Source organism: Herbaspirillum lusitanum, assembly GCF_046025995.1.
GTDB lineage: Bacteria > Pseudomonadota > Gammaproteobacteria > Burkholderiales > Burkholderiaceae_D > Herbaspirillum > Herbaspirillum lusitanum_A.
Genome location: NZ_JAQQFM010000012.1, coordinates 67376 through 85714, shown reverse-complemented (window position 1 = coordinate 85714; position 18339 = coordinate 67376). Strand labels below are relative to the sequence as shown.

Genomic DNA, 18339 nt, shown 5'->3' with positions numbered 1-18339 from the left:
CGCATGCGCTTGACTTCGACATGCTCGGGAACCTCCTCCGCGAATGACATGAAGCGCTCTTAAGGATGGCTTAAGTCTGGCGGCGCAAGCTGAAAAAATCGCCTATCTCAGCCTCTCGCGCCCATGAACAAGAAGCCATCGCCATCCGCTGTTCGCACCAACTGGCCCGCCATCTGGGCGCTGATCAAGCCGTACTGGATCTCCGACCAGAAGTGGCGTGCGCGCGCGCTGTTGCTGGCGATCATCGCGCTCAATCTGGGCATGGTCTACATCAATGTGCGCCTCAACGACTGGAATCGCCAGCTGTATGACGTCCTGCAAAGCCGCAACTTCGATCTGTTCAAATCCTTGCTGTGGCAGTTCACTTATCTCGCATTCATCTACGTCGCGGTAGCGATCTACAGCGTCTATCTGACGCAGGCCCTGCAGATACGCTGGCGTTATTGGTTGACCGATCGGTACATGGATAAATGGCTGGCGCATCGCGCCTATTACCGCATCGAGCAGGGCCGGGAAGGGCGCCTCTCCGACAACCCCGATCAACGCATCGCCGAAGACCTGCATTCACTCACCGGCGATACGCTGGCGCTGGTGCTGGGCTTCATTTCCAGCGCCGTGACGCTGGCGTCTTTCGTGCATATTCTGTGGGCCATCAGCGGCCCGATAGGCTTCTCGCTGTTCCATCAGAGCTGGCAGATACCGGGCTACATGGTGTGGTGCGCAGTGGCGTATGCGCTCGTCGGTTCCGGCATGGTGTGGTGGATAGGCAAGCCGCTGGTCGGCCTGAATTTCAATCAGGAACGCTTCGAAGCGAACTTTCGTTTCGGTCTGATCCGGGTGCGTGAGCACGCAGAAGCGGTGGCGCTGTATCGCGGCGAAGCGCAGGAAAAGATGCAGTTGCAGGCGCGCATGGATGACATCCGCGACAACTGGTGGAATATCATGCGCGTGACCAAGAAGCTCAATATCGGCATCAATTTCTACGGGCAGGCGGCGAATATTTTTCCGTTGCTGGTGAGCGCACCGCGTTACTTTTCCGGCGCCATTACGCTGGGTGTGCTGATGCAGATCAGCAATGCTTTCGGACAGGTGCAGGACGCGCTGTCCTGGTTCATCAATTCCTTCACCACGCTGGCCAGCTGGAAAGCGAGTATCAACCGGCTGGCGGGCTTCAATGCAGACGTGCAGAGAATGCAGAACCTGCCCACCAATATCCGGGTGCGGGTGCAGAAACCGGTGCACCATCAATCGCCAGACGCAGCAGCGCAGCAGGGACTGCAAATCGAACATCTGAATCTGAACTTGCCGGATGGCCGTGCGTTGCTCAAGGATTTCAATGCGCGCATCGAGCGCGGCCAGCACATTCTGATCAGCGGGCCGTCCGGTTGCGGCAAGTCGACGCTGGTGCGCGCGATTGCCGACATCTGGCCGTATGGCGAGGGCCGCATCGCGCTGCCGGCCGATGCCGGTGTGATGTTCCTGCCGCAACGCAGCTATCTGCCGATCGGCACGTTGCGCGCCGCCTTGTCGTACCCGGCGGCGGAAGGCGCGTTCAGCGATGAGCAGATTGCCTCCTGTCTGGAGCTGTGCCGCCTGCCGCATCTCAAGCAGGCGCTGGCGGAAACCGCCAACTGGAGCCAGCATCTGTCGCCCGGTGAACAGCAGCGCCTGGCCTTTGTGCGTGTGTTCCTGAACCGGCCCGATATCCTGTTCCTCGATGAAGCCAGCAGCGCCATGGATGGCGAGACCGAAGAGGCGCTTTACACTCTGCTGCCCCAGCAATTGCCGGGCGTGACGGTGGTCAGCATCGCGCATCGCGAAACGCTGGTGCGCTTCCATCGCCAGCGCTGGCATTTCTCGCGCAGCAGCGGCGCCTCTGCCTTGTGCTATGAAGAGGGATTCAGGGTCGAGGTATCTGGCTTGCGGGCGGGGCCGGTCTGAAGCACTGCTTTTAGCGTAAGCGCAAACCATGCCGGCGGCCGCGCCGGCATACCTATTTTGCATAACCGTGTTCGCGCGGCTATGCAACAATTCATGGTCGCTGCTGCATCCTGATGTCGATGCGCAGCCGGCTTTGCCAGCCCGCGATTTGCTTCCTTACTGTAACCCTTCCTCGAAAGCGCACCATGAATGATCCTGTCGTCTACCTCAATGGCGAACTGACGCCGCTGTCCGAAGCCAAGATTCCGGTACTGGATCGCGGCTTCATTTTTGGCGATGGCGTGTATGAAGTGATTCCCATGTATCAGCGCAAGCCCTTCCGCGGCAAGCAGCATCTGGTGCGTCTGTTCCGCAGCCTGGGCACCATCAGTATTCCGAATCCGCATGACGAAGCCGAATGGCTGGCGCTGATCGACCGCGTGGTGCAGGCCAACGATCTGGACGATCAGATGATTTACATTCAGGTCACACGCGGCGTTGCCAAGCGCGCCCACGCCTTCCCCAAGGAAGTGACGCCGACCGTGTTCATCATGACCAATCCGATGGTGCTGCCGTCGGCCGCCGTGCGTGAAAAGGGCGTGGCCTGCGTGACCATGGAAGATCGTCGCTGGCTGAATTGCCAGATCAAGGCGACTTCGCTGCTGGGCAATGTGCTGGCGGCGCAATACGCGGCGGAAAACGAAGTGACCGAAACCATTCAATTCCGCGATGAGTTCCTGTCCGAAGCATCCTCCTCCAATGTGTGGGTGGTGAAGGACGGCAAGATTGCGGCGCCGCCGAAAGACAACCTGATTCTGGAAGGCATACGCTACGGTCTGATGGAAGAATTGTGCGCGCAGCATGGCATCACGCTGGAAGCGCGCCGCATTACGCGTGAAGAAGTGTTCGGCGCCGACGAATTGCTGTTGTCTTCGGCCAGCAAGGAAGTGCTGCCGGTGGTGACCGTGGACGGTAAGACCATCGGCAGCGGCAAGCCGGGTCCGGTGTTTGCCAAGATCTACGCCGCGTATCAGGTGGCCAAGGCCGGATAATCTTCCGGACGGCATGAGAGCAGCAGGCGGCGCATGCACGGTGCGTCGCCTGTTGTCCGTTCAGGGCGGCGCGCATGGCGTAAAATAGTCCATCCCTTTTCCTTTGACCGTGCGCGCTTGAAGCCGGGCGCTTCGTCTCCATCTCGTGAGATTGAAACTTGCTTGCTGCGCGCCAGCACCTTGCCATGCCAATACCTACCGAAGAATCCCTGATTGAATACCCGAGCGACTTTCCGATCAAGGTGGTCGGCGTCATGCATGACGCCTTCGCCGAAAGCATCGTCGCGCTGGTGATCGAACACGATCCCGAATTTCATTCCGGCAAGGTTGAAATGCGGCCTTCCACGCAGGGCAAGTATCTGTCGCTGACGGTCACCGTGCGCGCCACCAGCCGTGAGCAGCTGGACAATCTCTACCGTGCGCTGTCCTCGCATGAGCATGTGAAATTCGTGCTGTGAAGATGCTGCGCTGAGCACGATATTGCGCCAGCCTTCTTGAAGAAAAACCCGGCCTTGCTTCTGCATGTGCCGGGTTTTTCATTTTCTGCGATGCCTGCCGCGGCGGCAGGCATCACTCGGGGCGGTCGCGTGCCGCATCTGCTCCCGGCCAGTTGCTGCGTTCCCGGAACAGTTTCATCTCGGCAAATATCCATTCTTTAAAGGCGGCGACTGCAGGCTTGCCATCGGCTTCCGGCAGCGTCACCAGGTAATAGGATTCTTCGCACAGCAGCGCAAGATCAAACAGGCGCACCAGTTCGCCGGCGCCGATCTCTTGCGAGGCGATGATATGCCGCGTCAGCGCCACGCCGGCGCCGTCGACCGCAGCGCGCAACGTCAATGAGGAATCTTCGATCACCAGACCGCCGCGCGGCTCAGCCAGTTCAAGGCCGGCCAGCTTCAGCCAGGGTTGCCAGGATTCGCGTTGATCCATGCGCAGCAAGTTGCAATCAATGAGATCGGCGGGCTCGCTCGCTTGCTCGCCGCGCGCATTGCGGTAGGCGGGCGAGGCCACCGGGTAGTAATAATCCTCGCTCAGCTTTTCCACGCTCAGACCCGGATAGGTGCCGCGCCCGAAACGCAGGCCGACGTCCACTGAATCCAGCCGCAGGTCGCTCAGGTGGCTGCCCGATTGCAGCACCACTTCGATTTCGGGATGTTGGTCAATGAACTTCCACAGGCGCGGCGCCAGCCAGCGCGAGGCGAACGAAGGCGTGGCTGAAATCACCAGACGTTGCTGCCGGCTCAGATTGCGCAGATGTTCGGCGGCCGTTGCGATCTCCGACAGGGACTTACGAATGGTGGCGGCAAAGCGCTGGCCGGTGTCGGTCACGCTGATGCGCTTGCCGTGACGCACGAATAATTGCAGGCCGAGTTCTTCTTCCAGCGCGCGGATCTGATGGCTGATTGCCCCCGGCGTGACGTGAATCTCTTCCGCCGCGAGCGAGAAGGATTCGTGCCTCGCAGCGGCATCGAAAGCGCGCAGTGCAGCCAGGTTGGGAAGCTTTCTGAGGTCAGTCATATTGTGAATTAAATTAGCAAGAGGGCTCAATATATATCGTTTTGGATTGTCTGCGCCGCTCCCTAGAATGAAATCCCATCAAGGATCTTTCATTCACCAAGTTTGGAGCCGAGATGGAAGAGGCCGGGTCAAGGAGTTATACGGCCTCCATTCGTCAAGGAGCACAATCATGCAAAATTTATTCACAAGACGAGGTGTTCAGGCGCGGGCGACACGCATCCCCGCAAAGTTCTGCCTGAAGGCCGGCGAGACGCGTGCACTCAAGCTGCAGCGACCGGTTTTTATACGGGTGCGCAGCGGTCTGGTGTGGCTGACGGTGGAGCAGGGCGGCGGCGACTTCTGGCTACGGCCGGGGCAGGACTTCGAATTTCACGGCAGCGGCTTGGCGGTGATGGAGGCGGTCAATGAAGATGCCGAATTCGAGCTGCGGTATTTGCCCGGCGCTTTGCGGCGCTGGTTTACACGTCTGACATCTGGCTTGCGGAGGAGTGGCCGGGCCAGGTCTGCGCCGGGCACCGCGATGATGGTGCAAGCAACTGAAATGGAATATCAGCTCGCAGCTGAAGTGAACGCGCAAGATTGCCAATTGCCGTGTGCTTCGGGCGCACCCAGGGTTTCCATCCGCCGCTTGCTGCCCAGCGGCTTGATACGCTGGCATTAAATTCTTTAGGGCAACTATTTGGCGCATCCGTGCACTGCGCAAATGACATTGCAGCGCATGACAGGACGCGAGTGACGGATTTTCGCTACACTGGCGGCCATGCAGATTGCAACAGACTTACTCGCCCCGCACATCGTCCGGCGCGGCATCGAGCCTTATCAGACCACCTTCGACGCCATGCGCAGTTATACCGACCAGCGCAGCGCCGACACGCCGGATCAACTGTGGATCGTCGAGCACCCGCCCGTGTATACGCTGGGTCTGGGCGCCGATCCCTCGCATGTCATTAATCCCCATGCCATTCCCGTGGTGCAGACCGATCGCGGCGGCGAGGTCACCTTTCACGGCCCCGGCCAGGTGGTGATCTATCTGCTGATGGACTTGCGCCGGGCCCGTCCGGGCGCGCGTCTGTTCGCCCGAGAATTCGTGTACAACATCGAGCAGGCGGTGATCCGTACGCTGGAGGCGTATAATCTCGCCGGTGAACGCAAGCAGGGCGCGCCGGGCATTTATGTCACCGACGGGCCATGGCAGGGCGCCAAGATCGCGGCATTGGGCTTGAAAATCCGCGGCAACGGTTGCACCTATCATGGGGTATCGCTCAACGTCGACATGGATCTGGCGCCGTTTTCATGGATCAATCCATGTGGCTACGCAGGTCTGGCCACGGTCGACATGAACACCCTGGGGGTCAAGGCCAGCCTGGGCGAGGTGCAGACGCTGCTTGCCAACCAATTGATCGAGCACTTTGCCGCGCCGTCTGCCTGAGCCGCGGCCCTAGAATACCGACATCATGACAACCGAAATCACCCAAGCAGCCGTTCCCGCCAATCTCCAGTCGCAGCCACAGCGCAATCCGACCGACAAGCAGAAGGGCGCCGGCAAGACTGCCTGGATCCCGATCAAGATCGTCTCGGCCGAAAAGCTGAAGAAGCCGGACTGGATCCGCGTCAAGGCCGGTTCGCCGACCACCCGCTTCTATGAAATCAAGGACATCCTGCGCGCCAACAATCTGGTGACGGTGTGCGAAGAAGCGTCCTGCCCCAACATCGGCGAATGCTTCGGCAAGGGCACCGCCACCTTCATGATCATGGGCGACAAGTGCACCCGCCGTTGCCCGTTCTGCGACGTCGGCCACGGCCGTCCCGATCCGCTGGACGTGAACGAGCCGGAAAACCTGGCCCGCACCATTGCCCAGCTCAAGCTGAGCTACGTGGTGATCACCAGCGTCGACCGCGACGACTTGCGCGACGGCGGCGCCGGCCATTTCGCCGAATGCATCCGCCGTGTGCGCGAGCTGTCGCCCGATACCCGCATCGAAATTCTGACGCCGGACTTCCGTGGTCGCATGGACCGCGCGCTGGAAATCCTCAAGATGGCGCCGCCGGATGTGATGAACCACAACCTCGAAACCGCACCGCGCCTGTACAAGGAAGCGCGTCCCGGTTCCGACTATGAATATTCGCTGAACTTGCTCAAGCGCTTCAAGGAACTGCATCCTGCAACGCCGACCAAGTCCGGCATCATGGTCGGCCTGGGCGAGACCGATGAAGAGGTGCTGCAAGTGATGCGCGACATGCGCGCCCACGGCGTCGACATGCTGACCATCGGCCAGTATCTGATGCCGAGCGGCGATCACCTGCCGGTGCGCCGTTATGTGCACCCCGACATCTTCAAGATGTATGAAGAAGAAGCCTACAAGATGGGCTTTGTGCATGCGGCGGTCGGCGCCATGGTGCGCTCCAGCTACCACGCCGATCAGCAGGCGCACGGCCTGGTCTGACGAAAGAAAGCGGTGACCTGCCGCTGCAGGCGCCGTCGAAATGAAAACAGCCGATCATGATCGGCTGTTTTTTTGTCTCCATTCCGGGCAGACGCTGAACTTGAAAACGGCTGGCATGTGCCGCATATACCCTATGTTCCTCGTGCGCAATCGCAGAAAAATGAGCCGTAGTGCAAGTCTGCCAAGTATTGCAGAGCTTGCTTCAAAAGCATTGTGCGCATTGTTCAGCGTCCTTGAACCAGGCAGCCGCGAGGCTGAAAGAAAACCGGCGGCAATGTAAGATACGCCGTTCCACAGAATCCAGGCAGGACCTTTCATGTTGTCACCCACACCATCCGACGCAGTTGCCGTGCCAGAAGAAAAACTGGAATTCGTCAGCTCGTGCAAATTGCCCATGCCTTGGGCGACCTTTGAATTGCATGCCTTCTATGATCAGATTTCCGGCAAGGAACATCTGGCGCTGACCCTGGGCGACATCGGCAACGGCGAGCCGGTCCTGAGCCGCGTGCATTCGGAATGTCTGACCGGCGATGCGTTGTTCAGCCAGCGTTGCGACTGCGGTGCGCAACTGGAAGCGGCCCTGAAAAAGATCGCCAAGGAAGGCCGCGGCGTACTGTTCTATCTGCGCCAGGAAGGCCGCGGCATTGGTCTGTTGAACAAGGTGCGCGCCTATCATCTGCAGGATCATGGCGCCGATACCGTGGAAGCCAATGAACGCCTCGGCTTCGCCGCCGATCTGCGCCGCTACACGATTTGCCTGCCGATGCTGGAGCATCTGCATATCACCAGTCTGCGCCTGATGACCAACAACCCGCGCAAGGTCAACGCGCTCAAGGAAAGCGGCATCGAGATCGCCGAACGGATTCCGCTGATCGTCAATCGCAATCCTTTCAACATCGCTTATCTCGGCACCAAGGCACGCAAGCTGGGCCATCTGATTCCGGCGCTGGACAAGGCCGAAACGGTCGAGAAAGTGCCGCCTGCCGCGCATGACAATGAGTGAGCGCGCAGAGACGATCGGCGGCAACTGACTGCTGCAAGAGCAATGACAAAACGAGCCCATGCGGCTCGTTTTTTTGTGCCGGTTCCTTTCGATGCTCAGGCGGTATCAGGCAATTTGCGAACGGGTAAAAGTGCAACTCGGTTGCAAATAAAAACATTCCCGCCTATTATTGCAACCGAGTTGCATAAATCGTCTGCATCAATTGCATTGTCAGCCAGTCGCAAGCGCGTCGGCTTGCGCACCAGCCTCGGGAGAAAATCATGAAATCTGCAGATCGCCGTCTGCCCGTTACCGTCTTGTCCGGATTTCTGGGCGCGGGAAAGACCACCTTGCTCAATCACATTCTGGCCAATCGCGAAGGCTTGCGCGTGGCGGTAATTGTCAATGACATGAGCGAAGTCAATATCGATGCTTCGCTGGTCGAAAAACATGCCGAGAACAATGGCGCCGCGATCTCGCGCACCGAGGAAAAAATGGTCGAGATGAGCAACGGCTGCATTTGCTGCACCTTGCGCGAAGACCTGCTGACCGAGGTGCGCAAGCTGGCGGCGGAAGGGCGTTTTGACTATCTGCTGATCGAATCGACCGGCATCGGCGAACCGATGCCGGTGGCCGCGACCTTTGACTTCGCCGATGAAAAGGGCCGGTCGCTGAATCAGATCGCACGCATAGACACCATGGTCACGGTGGTCGATGCCCTGAATCTGCTGCGCGATTTCAACAGTGAAGACTTGCTGGCGCAGCGCGGAGAAATTGCCGGTGAAGGCGATGAACGCACCCTGGCCGCCTTGCTCACCGAGCAGATCGAATTCGCCGACGTAGTGGTGGTCAGCAAGACCGATGTCGTCACGCGCGAGCAGCGCGACGCCGTCACCGCTATCATCAAGGCACTCAATCCGGAAGCCGAAATGCTCTACGCCGAGCGCGGCAATGTGCCTCTGAACAAGTTGCTGGGCACCGGCAAGTTTGATCTCGAACGTGCCAGCGCCATGTCCGGCTGGGCGCAGGAACTGGCCGGCCTGCATCATCCGGAAACCGAGCAATACGGCATCAGCAGCTTCGTCCTGCGCAGCCGCGAGCCGTTGCATCCGGAGCGTTTCGCAGCCTTCCTTGAGCAGCCGTTGCCGGGCCTGCTGCGCGCCAAAGGCTATGTCTGGCTGGCCAGCCGACCGCAATGGGCGGTCTCCTATTCACGCGCGGGAAACACCGCCACGCTGGAGCCGGTCGGGCAATGGTGGGCCGCAGTACCGGATCACATGCCGCCCCTGGGCACGCCGCAACGCGCCGCAATCGACGACAACTGGGAAGAGCCCTACGGTGATCGCATCAATGAAGTGGTGTTCATCGGTCGCGGCATGCAGCGCGAGGTGATCGAGCGCGCCTTCCGCGCGGCTCAGCTCAACTTTACCGAGACGCGCAAGGGCATGCGCCATTGGCTGACGCTGTCCGATCCTTTCCCGAACTGGAATCGGACCGAGCTGGAGGAAGATGAAAATGCCAATGAGGATGCGCTGACATGAGCGCCCCGATGAGCGACCCGATTCCGCGCAGCTACCAGGCCTGGCGCCATTGCATAGAGCAGGATTGCGGCATCGCGCTGACGCCGGCCTATGTGGCGGCCCGCCTGCAGATTCTGCAGCAGAAAGAGGAGCAGGAAACGGCACGCTTCATTCGCCTGTATGGCGAGCTGCACTGGCGCAATGTGGTGACCTGGTTTGCACAGGTGCAGACGCAGTGGAGCCGCTAGTCGTGCAGCATTCGCGGGCGACTGAGGCCGCAGCATTGCGGCATGAATGTGCCGCCTGATGTAGCATACGGATAGTTCTTCAGAATGCGGCGCTTGGGCAGCAATCCGGCGCCGCATTTTGATTTCGCACGGCATGCATGCCACGAACACTTTCCGCGACTTTTCCATGACTTCGACTGCTCCCGCATCTCTCATCCCCGTTTCCTTGCTGACCGGTTTTCTCGGCAGCGGCAAAACCACCTTGCTCAATTATCTGGTGGCGCAACCGGAGTTGAAGGACACGCTGGTGATCATCAACGAGTTCGGTGAAATCGGGCTCGACCATTTGCTGGTGGCGCACAGTCAGGATGATGTGGTGGTCGAGATGAGCAGCGGCTGCCTGTGCTGCACCATTCGCGGCGATCTCAAAAAGACCCTGAAGGACATCACCTGGCGTTTTGCCGAAGGCGGCCAGCGCAAGTTCAATCGCGTGGTGATCGAAACCACCGGTCTGGCTTCACCGGTGCCGATTCTGCACACGCTGATGACCGACGAATTCATCGCTTCGCGCTATCGCCTGGATGGCGTGATCACCACCGTCGATGCGGTCAATGGCATGAGCACGCTGGATCAGCATCTGGAAGCCGTGCAACAGGCAGCCGTTGCTGATCGTCTGCTGCTGACCAAGAGCGATCTGGCCGACCCCGCACAATTGCAACTGTTGCAGCAGCGCCTGAAAACGCTGAATCCCGGTGCGCCGCAATTGTTGCCCGAACAAGGCAAGATCGCGCCGCTCGAATTGCTGAATGCAGGCCTGTTCAAATCGGGCGAAAAGACGCCCGACGTTGAGCGCTGGCTCAATGAACAAGCTTTCAGCGATGACCATGAAGCACATGATCACGCGCATCATGAACACCACGAGCACGGTCACCAGCATGCGCATGAAGAACATCATCACCATGACGTCAATCGTCACGACGATCACATCCGCGCCTTCTGCTTCAGCTTCGAACAGCCCATCGATCCCCAACTCTTCGATGAATGGCTGAGTCTGCTGGTGGGCTTCAAGGGCCCGAACATCCTGCGCATCAAGGGCATCGTCAACCTGATCGGTGAAGACAAGCCGGTGGTCATCCACGGTGTGCAGCACATCTTTCATCCCACCGTCAGTCTGCCGGCCTGGCCTTCCGAAGACCGGCGAACGCGCATCGTCTTCATCACCCGCGATATTGAACAGGCAACAATCGAACGTTCTTTCGCCGCCTTCATGCAGGCGCAGGCCATCGAGCAGGAGCAAAATAAAAAACCGGTGTCCGACAACTATTCCTGGTGAACATTGTTCGCCGGCAAATTGCCAGCCGCGCAGGATGTTGAACACGCACCGGACTCGGTGTATGTGCAAGTTTCCGCAGGTCAATATCAGTGCATCAGGCGATGCGTGCACTGAAGTGATGCACGACCTGCGGACTCACAGGATTCACACTCGCCAATGTCGGAAAAAATACATCTTATCGACGTAATAGATTTGCAGAGCCACGCTTAATATCAAGTTCAGTTTATAAAACGAACCATAGATCTAGGCATGCAGCGAGTGATCAATAAGTTGGGGGCCACGTTGTCCGCATCACTTACGCTGATCTTGGGATTATGCGCAACCGCTCTGGTTTTTGTCGCGACCAGCAGGCTGGAAGATGACGCAGTCAATCTTGATTTCGAGCGCAGGGCGGCACTGAGGGCGATCACCGTACAGCGGGGGCTGGAAGAGGCAGTACAGGTCCTGACGGTGATCAATCATTTTTTCGCGACGGTCGAAAATACCAGTCGCGAGCATTTCCATACCTTCACCGAACCGCTGCTGGCCAAATATCCCTACATCCGCGCGTTCGGCTTTCAGCGCTTCATTTCCGACGCCGAGCGCGCCGCATTCGAAGCCGAGCGCCGCAAGGACCTCCCCGATTTCACCGTCTCCGCCTACGTCGACGGCAAGATCGCGCCGGCGCCGTTGCGGCCTCGCTATCTGGTGGTCGATTACGTCGAGCCGATGAAAGGCAATAGCGCTGCGCTGGGTCTGGATCAGCTCGGTAATCCGCTGGTGACGGAAGCCCTGAATCTGGCGATTGAAACCGGGCGCCCGGCCTCGACTACCGCGATTCGTCTGGCACAGGCCGCGCCGCACGAGCGCGGCCTATTGGTACTGCTGCCGGTATATCGCCACGGCGCTCCGCTGACCGATGCGCGCCTGCGCCGTGAAGCCGTGATCGGCGATACCTCGGCCGTGTTTCAGGCGACTGAATTGGTGCAGAAAATACTGGAAGGCGCCAATCTGCTCAACACGCGTGATATGGGACTGACCGTCTATGTGGGCGCATCTACCGATCCGGTCAATCTGATATTCCGGCACGAGGGGCCGCACGCCAGCATGGGTGAAAAGTACGGCGGCCAGTTTCCGTTGAGCTTGTTGTTCCGGCAACCGGGCGATATGGCGACCAGTTTCGATATCGCCGGCCAGACCTGGCACATGGTGATTTCATCGCCGCCACGCGCGCTGTTCAGCGATCATTACGGTTCGCTGCTGATTCTGGCGGCGGGTTTGTTGTCGAGCATGTTAGCCGCCGCGTATCTGCGCTCGCTCTCGATGCGCTCGCGCCGGGTGCAGCGTGTGGTGGAAGAAAAGACTGCGGAACTGCGTCACACCAACCGTCTGCTGAGCGAAGACATTCTGGCGCGCAAGGAAGCCGAAAAGGCGCTGCAGCTGCGTCATCAGGCGATCGAGGCCAGCGCCAACGCCATCATGATCATGAGCGCGTCGGAGCCGGAGCACACCATCGAATACGTGAACCCGGCGTTCCAGCGCATCACCGGTTATTCGGCAAGCGAAATCATCGGCGGCAACATCCGCATTCTGGAAGGGCGCGACAGCGATCCGGCCGGCCTGGAGGCGGTGTGGCAGGCCATGCGCGAGAAGCGCGAACACAATGTGATCCTGCGCAATTATCACAAGGACGGTTCCGAGCTGTGGAGCGATTTCTATATCGCCCCGGTGCGCGGCGAGGGCGATCAGGTTACGCATTTCGTGGCGGCGCTGTACGACATCACCTCCATGAAGCGCTATGAGGCCGAACTGGAATTCCAGGCCAGCCGCGATACCCTGACCGGCCTGATCAACCGCCACATGCTGCGCAACAATCTGGATCAGGCGATCAGTTCGGCCACGCGTCAGCAGCATTCGATGTGGGTGGTGTTCGTCGATCTGGATCGCTTCAAGTTCGTCAACGACACGCTCGGCCACAAGGCTGGCGACGTGCTGCTCAAGACCATCGCCGGCCGTCTGCGCGCAGCGGTGCGCCAGGCCGATACGGTGGCGCGTCTGGGCGGCGACGAATTCATCATGATTCTGCCGGAGCAGGAAGAGACCTTGCTCGATACCCGCAGCCTGCAACGCATCATGGATGCGGTGGCGGCGCCGGTGACGATTGAAGGCCATACCCTGTTCATGACCTGCAGCCTCGGCATCTCCTGCTATCCGGCCGATGGGCTGGACGGCGAAACGCTGGTCAAGCATGCCGACATCGCGATGTACCGCGCCAAGCAGACCGGCCGCAACAACTTCCAGTTTTACACGCCGGCCATGAACGAGCAGGCGCTGGAACGTCTGCGCATCGAAGGCGATCTGCGCAACGCGCTCGACAATAACGAGTTCCTGTTGCACTACCAGCCCAAGGTCGATCTGCAAAGCGGCCGCGTGGTCGGCATGGAAGCGCTGATTCGCTGGCAGCATCCGCAGCTGGGCATGGTGTCGCCGGCGCGCTTCGTCGGGCTGGCCGAAGAGACCGGCCTGATCCTGCCGATCGGCGCCTGGGTGTTGCGCACCGCCTGCGCGCAGTGCCGCGTGTGGCAACTCGCCGGTTATAGCGATCTGAGCGTGTCGGTCAATCTGTCGGTGCGCCAGTTCCTGCAGAAGGATCTGGTGTCGTCGGTGGCGGATGCCTTGCAGGACACCGGGCTGGCCGCCACCTCGCTGGAGCTGGAGCTGACCGAGAGCCTGATGATGACCGACGTCGAACACGCCATCGGCATTCTGCGCGAGCTCAAGACGCTGGGCGTGAACCTGTCCATCGACGACTTCGGCACCGGTTATTCCTCGCTGGCCTATCTGAAGCGCTTCCCGATCGACGTGCTGAAGATCGACAAATCCTTCGTGCGCGACATCACCAGCGACGCCGACGATGCGGCGATCACCGCCTCCATCATTTCGCTGGCGCGCCACCTGAAGCTGAAGGTGATTGCGGAAGGGGTGGAAACCGATGAGCAGCTGGACTATCTGCGCCACTACGGCTGCGATGAAATTCAGGGTTATCTGTTCAGCCCGCCGGTGCCGCCCGAGCGCTTTGAGGAAATCCTGCGGCAGGAGCGTCTGGCAGTCTGATAAGTCCGCGCATGGAATGAGCGTCTACAAAAACGGCAGCCCAGGCTGCCGTTTTTCATGACCACTTTCCGTCAGGTGCACTCACCGGTGCCCGATCCACGCCAGAATGATGGCGATGGTCGGCAGCGACAAGGTGGTCGAGATCAGGATCGCGCGCGACATCGAGGCCACTTCGCGCTGATAGAGTTCGGCCAGCATGAAGGGGCCGGTGCCGATCGGCATCGCGCTCAACAGCAAGGCGCTGTCGGCCCAGACCTTGGGCAGCGGAAACACCCAATACGCCAGAATCGCCGTCAGCAAAGGTTGCAGCAAGAGCTTGAAACCCACCAGCAAACTGACCGAACTGCCTTCGCCGTGCTTCACCGGCTGTGCCAGAAACAGGCCCAGCGAGACCAGCGCACACGGGCTGGCGGCGCCCCCCAGAATCTTGAACAATTGCTGCACGCCGCCGGGCAGGCTGATGCCGCTCAGCGCCACCGCCATGCCGGCCACCGGCGCGATCATGATGGGATTGCGCACCAGCGACTTGCCGACCTTGAGGACGGTGCCGCGCAGCGTGCTTTGTGCGTTGAGGCTGGTTTCCAGCAGGATGATCGCGGCCGCGAACAGCAGGCAGGCGGTCATCACCATCGCAATCACCGCCGGCGGCAAGCCGTCATGGCCGAAGGCCAGAAAGCACAGCGGAATGCCGATGAAGCCGACGTTGGCGTAAGAGGTGCCGAGGCTGTCGATGATGACATCCGCCGCCGCCGCTTTCTGGCGTATCCGGATCCAGGTGGTCAGCAGGAAAACGGCGACGATGCCGGCCGCGAACACACCGATGAAGCGCAGGTTGGCGAAGTCCGCCGGCGTCAGGCGCGACATCGAATCGAACAGCAGCGCCGGCAGGCCCAGATAGATGACGAAGCGGTTCAGTTCGCTGGCGGCGCCGGCGCTGAGGATGTGACGCTTGCGGCACAGATAGCCGAGAAAGATCAGCGCGAAGATCGGGAAGACGACGTTGAAGATGGCAAGCATGGTGAGTGAATGAATGGCAGCGGCAATCGGGTTTGAGCATGGCCCGATGTCGGCAAAAAGCGCAGCATGGCGGGAGTGTGGTGGTGAATGCAATCACTGGGGCAGGGCGGCGCCCTGAGGACGCGCTCTGCTTCAGCCTGATCTGTCAGCGTCAGCCGATTCAGGCCTGCCGGCGCTTGGATGCATATTGCTGCTGCATCAGCACCTTGGCCAGGTGGTCGGCTGCGCTCTCGGCATGCTCGCGCGCCAGCTTGTCGGCCAGCGCCGCCTTGCCGGCGATGATGGCGTCGAGAATCGCCTCGTGCTCATCCCACACCGCGACGTGCGAGCGCACATCGTTGGACAGGATCGCGCCCATCGCGCGCCGGATGTGGTGCCAGTGAATCGCCGTGGTTTCTGCGATCACCGGATTGCCGGAGGCGCGATAGATGAACTGGTGGAAATTCATGTCGGCCAGGATGCGGTGATTCAGGTCATCCGCATTGGCGGTGGCGCGCCCCTCAACGATCAGCGCCCGGCCTTGCGCAGGACCAAGTCCGGCGTCGTCGGCAGCGTCCTCTTTTGCCTGCCTGGCCTGCTGGGCCCAGCGCACCGCAGTTTCTCGTGCCGCCAGGCCATCCATCACCGAGCGCACCTGATACAGCTGCAGCAGCCGCAGCGGATCGATGGCGGTGACCATCACGCCCTTGCGTCCGCTTTCTTCGATGAAGCCCTGCCGCTTCAGCAGTTGAAAGGCCTGCAGGATAGGCTGGCGCGACACCCCCAGCGTTTCGGCCAGTCCTTCCTGCGTGATCTTTTCATTGGGCGGCAGCGCGCCTGAGCAGATCGCATTGAGGATGGCGTCATATACCTGCTCGATAAGCTGGGTCGGGGCGTCGATTTTGTACATGGAGGTCAGAGATTTCGCTTGCTGGTCCGGACGGTCGGGCGGAAGAATGGCATGTGTGTTCTGTATACAGACTATGGCCGGGCGATGTGGATGTCAAGAAATTGTTGCGCCGCAGGACAGCTCGGCGCCGCTCCGCTCCGCTCCGCTGTCCTCGCTTGATGGCAGTGCGCCGGTCAGCCGGGCAGATCGATTGCCTGTTTTTTGTGCAGCACACCCACGCGCTATGTTGATCCGGCGCAAGCAGGCCGGAGTGACTCGGGTATGTTCAGGCTCAAGCTGTTTACAATGGCGCCTTCCCACCATCCGTGCACACCGCCGCGACCATGCCCGCACTAGCCATCATTCCCGCCAGTCCCGAGCATTTGCAGATCATGCGGCGCGATCCCCTGGTTTCCGACACCGGTGCTTTGCGCGCCGCGCATGCGCTACACGAGGCCGAGGTGCTTGCTCGCCTGCAGCGGCAAGCCGCGCCGGTGGTGCTGGATATCTGCTTCGGCGCGGGTCTGCAATTTCTGCAACTGTGCGCGCAGTTTCTCTCGGCGGCTGAAGCTGCTACTTCAGACGAAAAACCGCTGCGCCTGCACTACATCGCGCTGATCGCCCATCCGCCCAGCGCGGCCGATCTGGAAGAGCTGCATGCCGGCTGGCAGGCGCAGAGTGAACTGGCGAGCGAATTGCGCCAGGTCTGGCCGCCGCTGTTGCCGGGCACGCATCGTCTGCTGTTGCAGCAAGGCCGCATCATGCTGAATCTGGTGTTTGGCGAGGTGCTGGAAAATCTGGCGCAACTACAGGCCGGTGTCGACGTGTTCTATCTGCGCGCGGGTACAAGGCCGGATTGGAATCCACCGGCCTGCAAACGACTCGCGCGTCTGGCCTGGACCGATGCGTACGCCGTGGTGTGGCAGCCGCAGGCCGAGTTCGCCAAGGGCATGAAACAGGCCGGCTTTGTCGGGCAGCACAGCGGCACGGATACCGCCGGCTGGCGCTTCGCCCCGGCCTGGCCGCGTCCGCCTTCACATATCGCCCCATCCGCCACGCCGGTGCCGCGCCAGGCCGAGACCGCACGCCGGGCAATCGTCATCGGCGCCGGTCTGGCAGGCGCCGCCGCTTGCGAGCGTCTGGCTGCGCGCGGCTGGCAGATCGATCTGGTCGAGCAGCATGCAGCGCCGGCGCAAGAAGCCTCGGGCAATCTGGCGGGCATCTACATGCCGGCGCTGTCGCGCGACGACAGCGCCTTGTCGCGCCTGACGCGGGCCGCTTATCTGTTCGCGATCCAGCTATGGCGCAGCGCCGGCGGTATTTCGCCGCTGCACGCGGCAGACGGCTCACAAGGTATTGCCGGTGAAACTTGCGGCGTACTGCAACTGGCGCGCGATGCCGAACAAGCCGATGCCTTTGGGCAGGCCGCGCAATTCTGGAACTACCCGCAGGATTTCGCGCAGTGGCTCGATGCAGACCAGACCAGCGCCTTGCTGAAAACGGCGGCGCCCTCGGGCTGGCTGTTCCCGCAAGGCGGCTGGATACATCCTCCCTCGGTATGCGGCGCTTTGTTGCACAAGGCCGGCGCGCACGTGCGCAGCCGCTATGGGCAGAGCATCGCCTCGCTGAACCATCGGGACGGCGAATGGCAGGCACACGATGCCGCCGGCAAACTGATCGCAGCGGCGCCGGTGGTGATCATCGCCAACGGCGTCGATGCCTTGCATATCGAACAGACGGCGGCCTTGCCCTTGCAACGCATACGCGGACAGGTCAGCCATCTGCCGGCGGAAGGTTTTCCCGCGCTGCCGTTTGCGCTCTGCGGCGACGGCTATCTGACCCGGCCCTGGAACGGCACCGTCAGTCTCGGCGCCAGCTATGACAAGTTCGACCAGGGCGAGCCGGATCGCCGCAGCCTGCTTGCCGCGCGTCACTTGCGCAGACTTAGCCATGAAGAGAATCTGCAGCGCCTGCGTCAGATGCTGCCGACCGTCGACGCCGTTTATCCGCTGCAACATATTGATACCGACACGCTGCCGGGTCGCGTCGGTTTCCGTTGCGTGGCGCCGGATCGTCTGCCGCTGGTCGGCGCCTTGCCCGACATGCAGGCGGCATGGAGCTCCAGCGCCACCAGGCTGCAGCAAGCGCCGCGCTTGCCGGGTCTGTACAGCCTGCTGGCGTATGCCTCGCGCGGACTGATGTGGGCGCCGCTGATGGCCGAGACGCTGGCCTGCATGCTGGAGCATGAGCCGCTGCCGCTGCCGCGCGATCTGCTGGCGGCGGTGGACCCGGCGCGCTTTGCCTGGAAGGCGGGCGGCACGGTCGGCGGAGCGACAGACGATATCGCCGAGGTATAAGTTTTTGC

The 18339-nt window shown here is 60.8% G+C and carries 17 protein-coding genes; 14 read left to right on the top strand and 3 right to left on the bottom strand.

All coding sequences use genetic code 11. From position 1 onward, the window contains the following. Positions 1-123 precede the first annotated feature (123 nt). From PQR62_RS22820 to PQR62_RS22810, 3 genes are all read left to right on the top strand, one after another. The gene (locus PQR62_RS22820) at positions 124-1941 is read left to right on the top strand and encodes an ABC transporter ATP-binding protein/permease (protein WP_408160361.1); all 1818 of its coding nucleotides are present in this window, start codon (positions 124-126) and stop codon (positions 1939-1941) included. 185 nt (positions 1942-2126) lie between these two features. Further along, entirely contained in the window at positions 2127-2972 is an 846-nt protein-coding gene (locus PQR62_RS22815) for a D-amino acid aminotransferase (protein WP_408160360.1), read from the top strand. Between the two features lie 185 nt (positions 2973-3157). Then, positions 3158-3430, top strand: a complete 273-nt coding sequence (locus tag PQR62_RS22810; protein ID WP_408160359.1) for an HP0495 family protein — start codon at positions 3158-3160, stop codon at positions 3428-3430. Positions 3431-3542: 112 nt separating this feature from the next. Here the strand turns inward: PQR62_RS22810 and gcvA are convergent, their stop codons facing one another. Next, positions 3543-4490 carry a transcriptional regulator GcvA gene (gene gcvA / locus PQR62_RS22805; RefSeq protein ID WP_408160358.1) on the bottom strand — a complete coding sequence of 316 codons (948 nt, stop codon included), beginning with the start codon at positions 4488-4490 and terminating at the stop codon, positions 3543-3545. A 67-nt stretch (positions 4491-4557) separates the two neighbouring features. Between gcvA and PQR62_RS22800 the strand changes: the two genes are divergently transcribed. From PQR62_RS22800 to PQR62_RS22755, 10 genes are all read left to right on the top strand, one after another. Beyond that, on the top strand, positions 4558-5151 hold the full coding sequence (locus PQR62_RS22800; RefSeq protein WP_408160357.1) for a DUF2917 domain-containing protein: 594 nt from the start codon (positions 4558-4560) through the stop codon (positions 5149-5151). Between the two features lie 99 nt (positions 5152-5250). Beyond that, positions 5251-5919: a lipoyl(octanoyl) transferase LipB gene (lipB, locus tag PQR62_RS22795; protein ID WP_408160356.1), complete on the top strand. Its 669-nt coding sequence runs from the start codon at positions 5251-5253 to the stop codon at positions 5917-5919. Positions 5920-5944: 25 nt separating this feature from the next. Further along, complete coding sequence (lipA, locus tag PQR62_RS22790) at positions 5945-6934, top strand: lipoyl synthase (protein WP_408160355.1); 990 nt, start codon at positions 5945-5947, stop codon at positions 6932-6934. A gap of 40 nt (positions 6935-6974) precedes the next feature. Beyond that, positions 6975-7214: a hypothetical protein gene (locus PQR62_RS22785; protein WP_408160354.1), complete on the top strand. Its 240-nt coding sequence runs from the start codon at positions 6975-6977 to the stop codon at positions 7212-7214. A gap of 36 nt (positions 7215-7250) precedes the next feature. Beyond that, the gene (ribA, locus tag PQR62_RS22780; protein ID WP_408160353.1) at positions 7251-7937 is read left to right on the top strand and encodes a GTP cyclohydrolase II; all 687 of its coding nucleotides are present in this window, start codon (positions 7251-7253) and stop codon (positions 7935-7937) included. 42 nt (positions 7938-7979) lie between these two features. Continuing rightward, entirely contained in the window at positions 7980-8201 is a 222-nt protein-coding gene (locus tag PQR62_RS22775; protein WP_408160351.1) for a hypothetical protein, read from the top strand. Then, a complete protein-coding gene (locus tag PQR62_RS22770) occupies positions 8198-9457 on the top strand; it encodes a GTP-binding protein (protein ID WP_408160350.1) in 1260 nt (419 codons plus the stop codon). The genes PQR62_RS22775 and PQR62_RS22770 overlap by 4 nt, the downstream gene beginning before the upstream one ends. Then, the gene (locus PQR62_RS22765) at positions 9454-9684 is read left to right on the top strand and encodes a hypothetical protein (protein WP_408160349.1); all 231 of its coding nucleotides are present in this window, start codon (positions 9454-9456) and stop codon (positions 9682-9684) included. The genes PQR62_RS22770 and PQR62_RS22765 overlap by 4 nt, the downstream gene beginning before the upstream one ends. Positions 9685-9850: 166 nt before the next feature. Then, positions 9851-10996: a CobW family GTP-binding protein gene (locus tag PQR62_RS22760; RefSeq protein WP_408160348.1), complete on the top strand. Its 1146-nt coding sequence runs from the start codon at positions 9851-9853 to the stop codon at positions 10994-10996. A 249-nt stretch (positions 10997-11245) separates the two neighbouring features. Further along, positions 11246-14089 (top strand): bifunctional diguanylate cyclase/phosphodiesterase, encoded by a 2844-nt coding sequence (locus PQR62_RS22755; RefSeq protein WP_408160347.1) that lies wholly within the window; start codon positions 11246-11248, stop codon positions 14087-14089. Positions 14090-14170: 81 nt separating this feature from the next. Here the strand turns inward: PQR62_RS22755 and PQR62_RS22750 are convergent, their stop codons facing one another. Further along, on the bottom strand, positions 14171-15106 hold the full coding sequence (locus PQR62_RS22750) for an AEC family transporter (protein WP_408160346.1): 936 nt from the start codon (positions 15104-15106) through the stop codon (positions 14171-14173). 160 nt (positions 15107-15266) lie between these two features. After that, a complete protein-coding gene (locus PQR62_RS22745; RefSeq protein WP_408160345.1) occupies positions 15267-15995 on the bottom strand; it encodes a GntR family transcriptional regulator in 729 nt (242 codons plus the stop codon). Positions 15996-16318: 323 nt separating this feature from the next. Here PQR62_RS22745 and mnmC1 point away from each other — a divergent pair, with 323 nt between their 5' ends. After that, positions 16319-18331 (top strand): FAD-dependent 5-carboxymethylaminomethyl-2-thiouridine(34) oxidoreductase MnmC1, encoded by a 2013-nt coding sequence (mnmC1, locus tag PQR62_RS22740; protein WP_408160343.1) that lies wholly within the window; start codon positions 16319-16321, stop codon positions 18329-18331. The last annotated feature ends 8 nt before the right edge of the window (positions 18332-18339 follow it).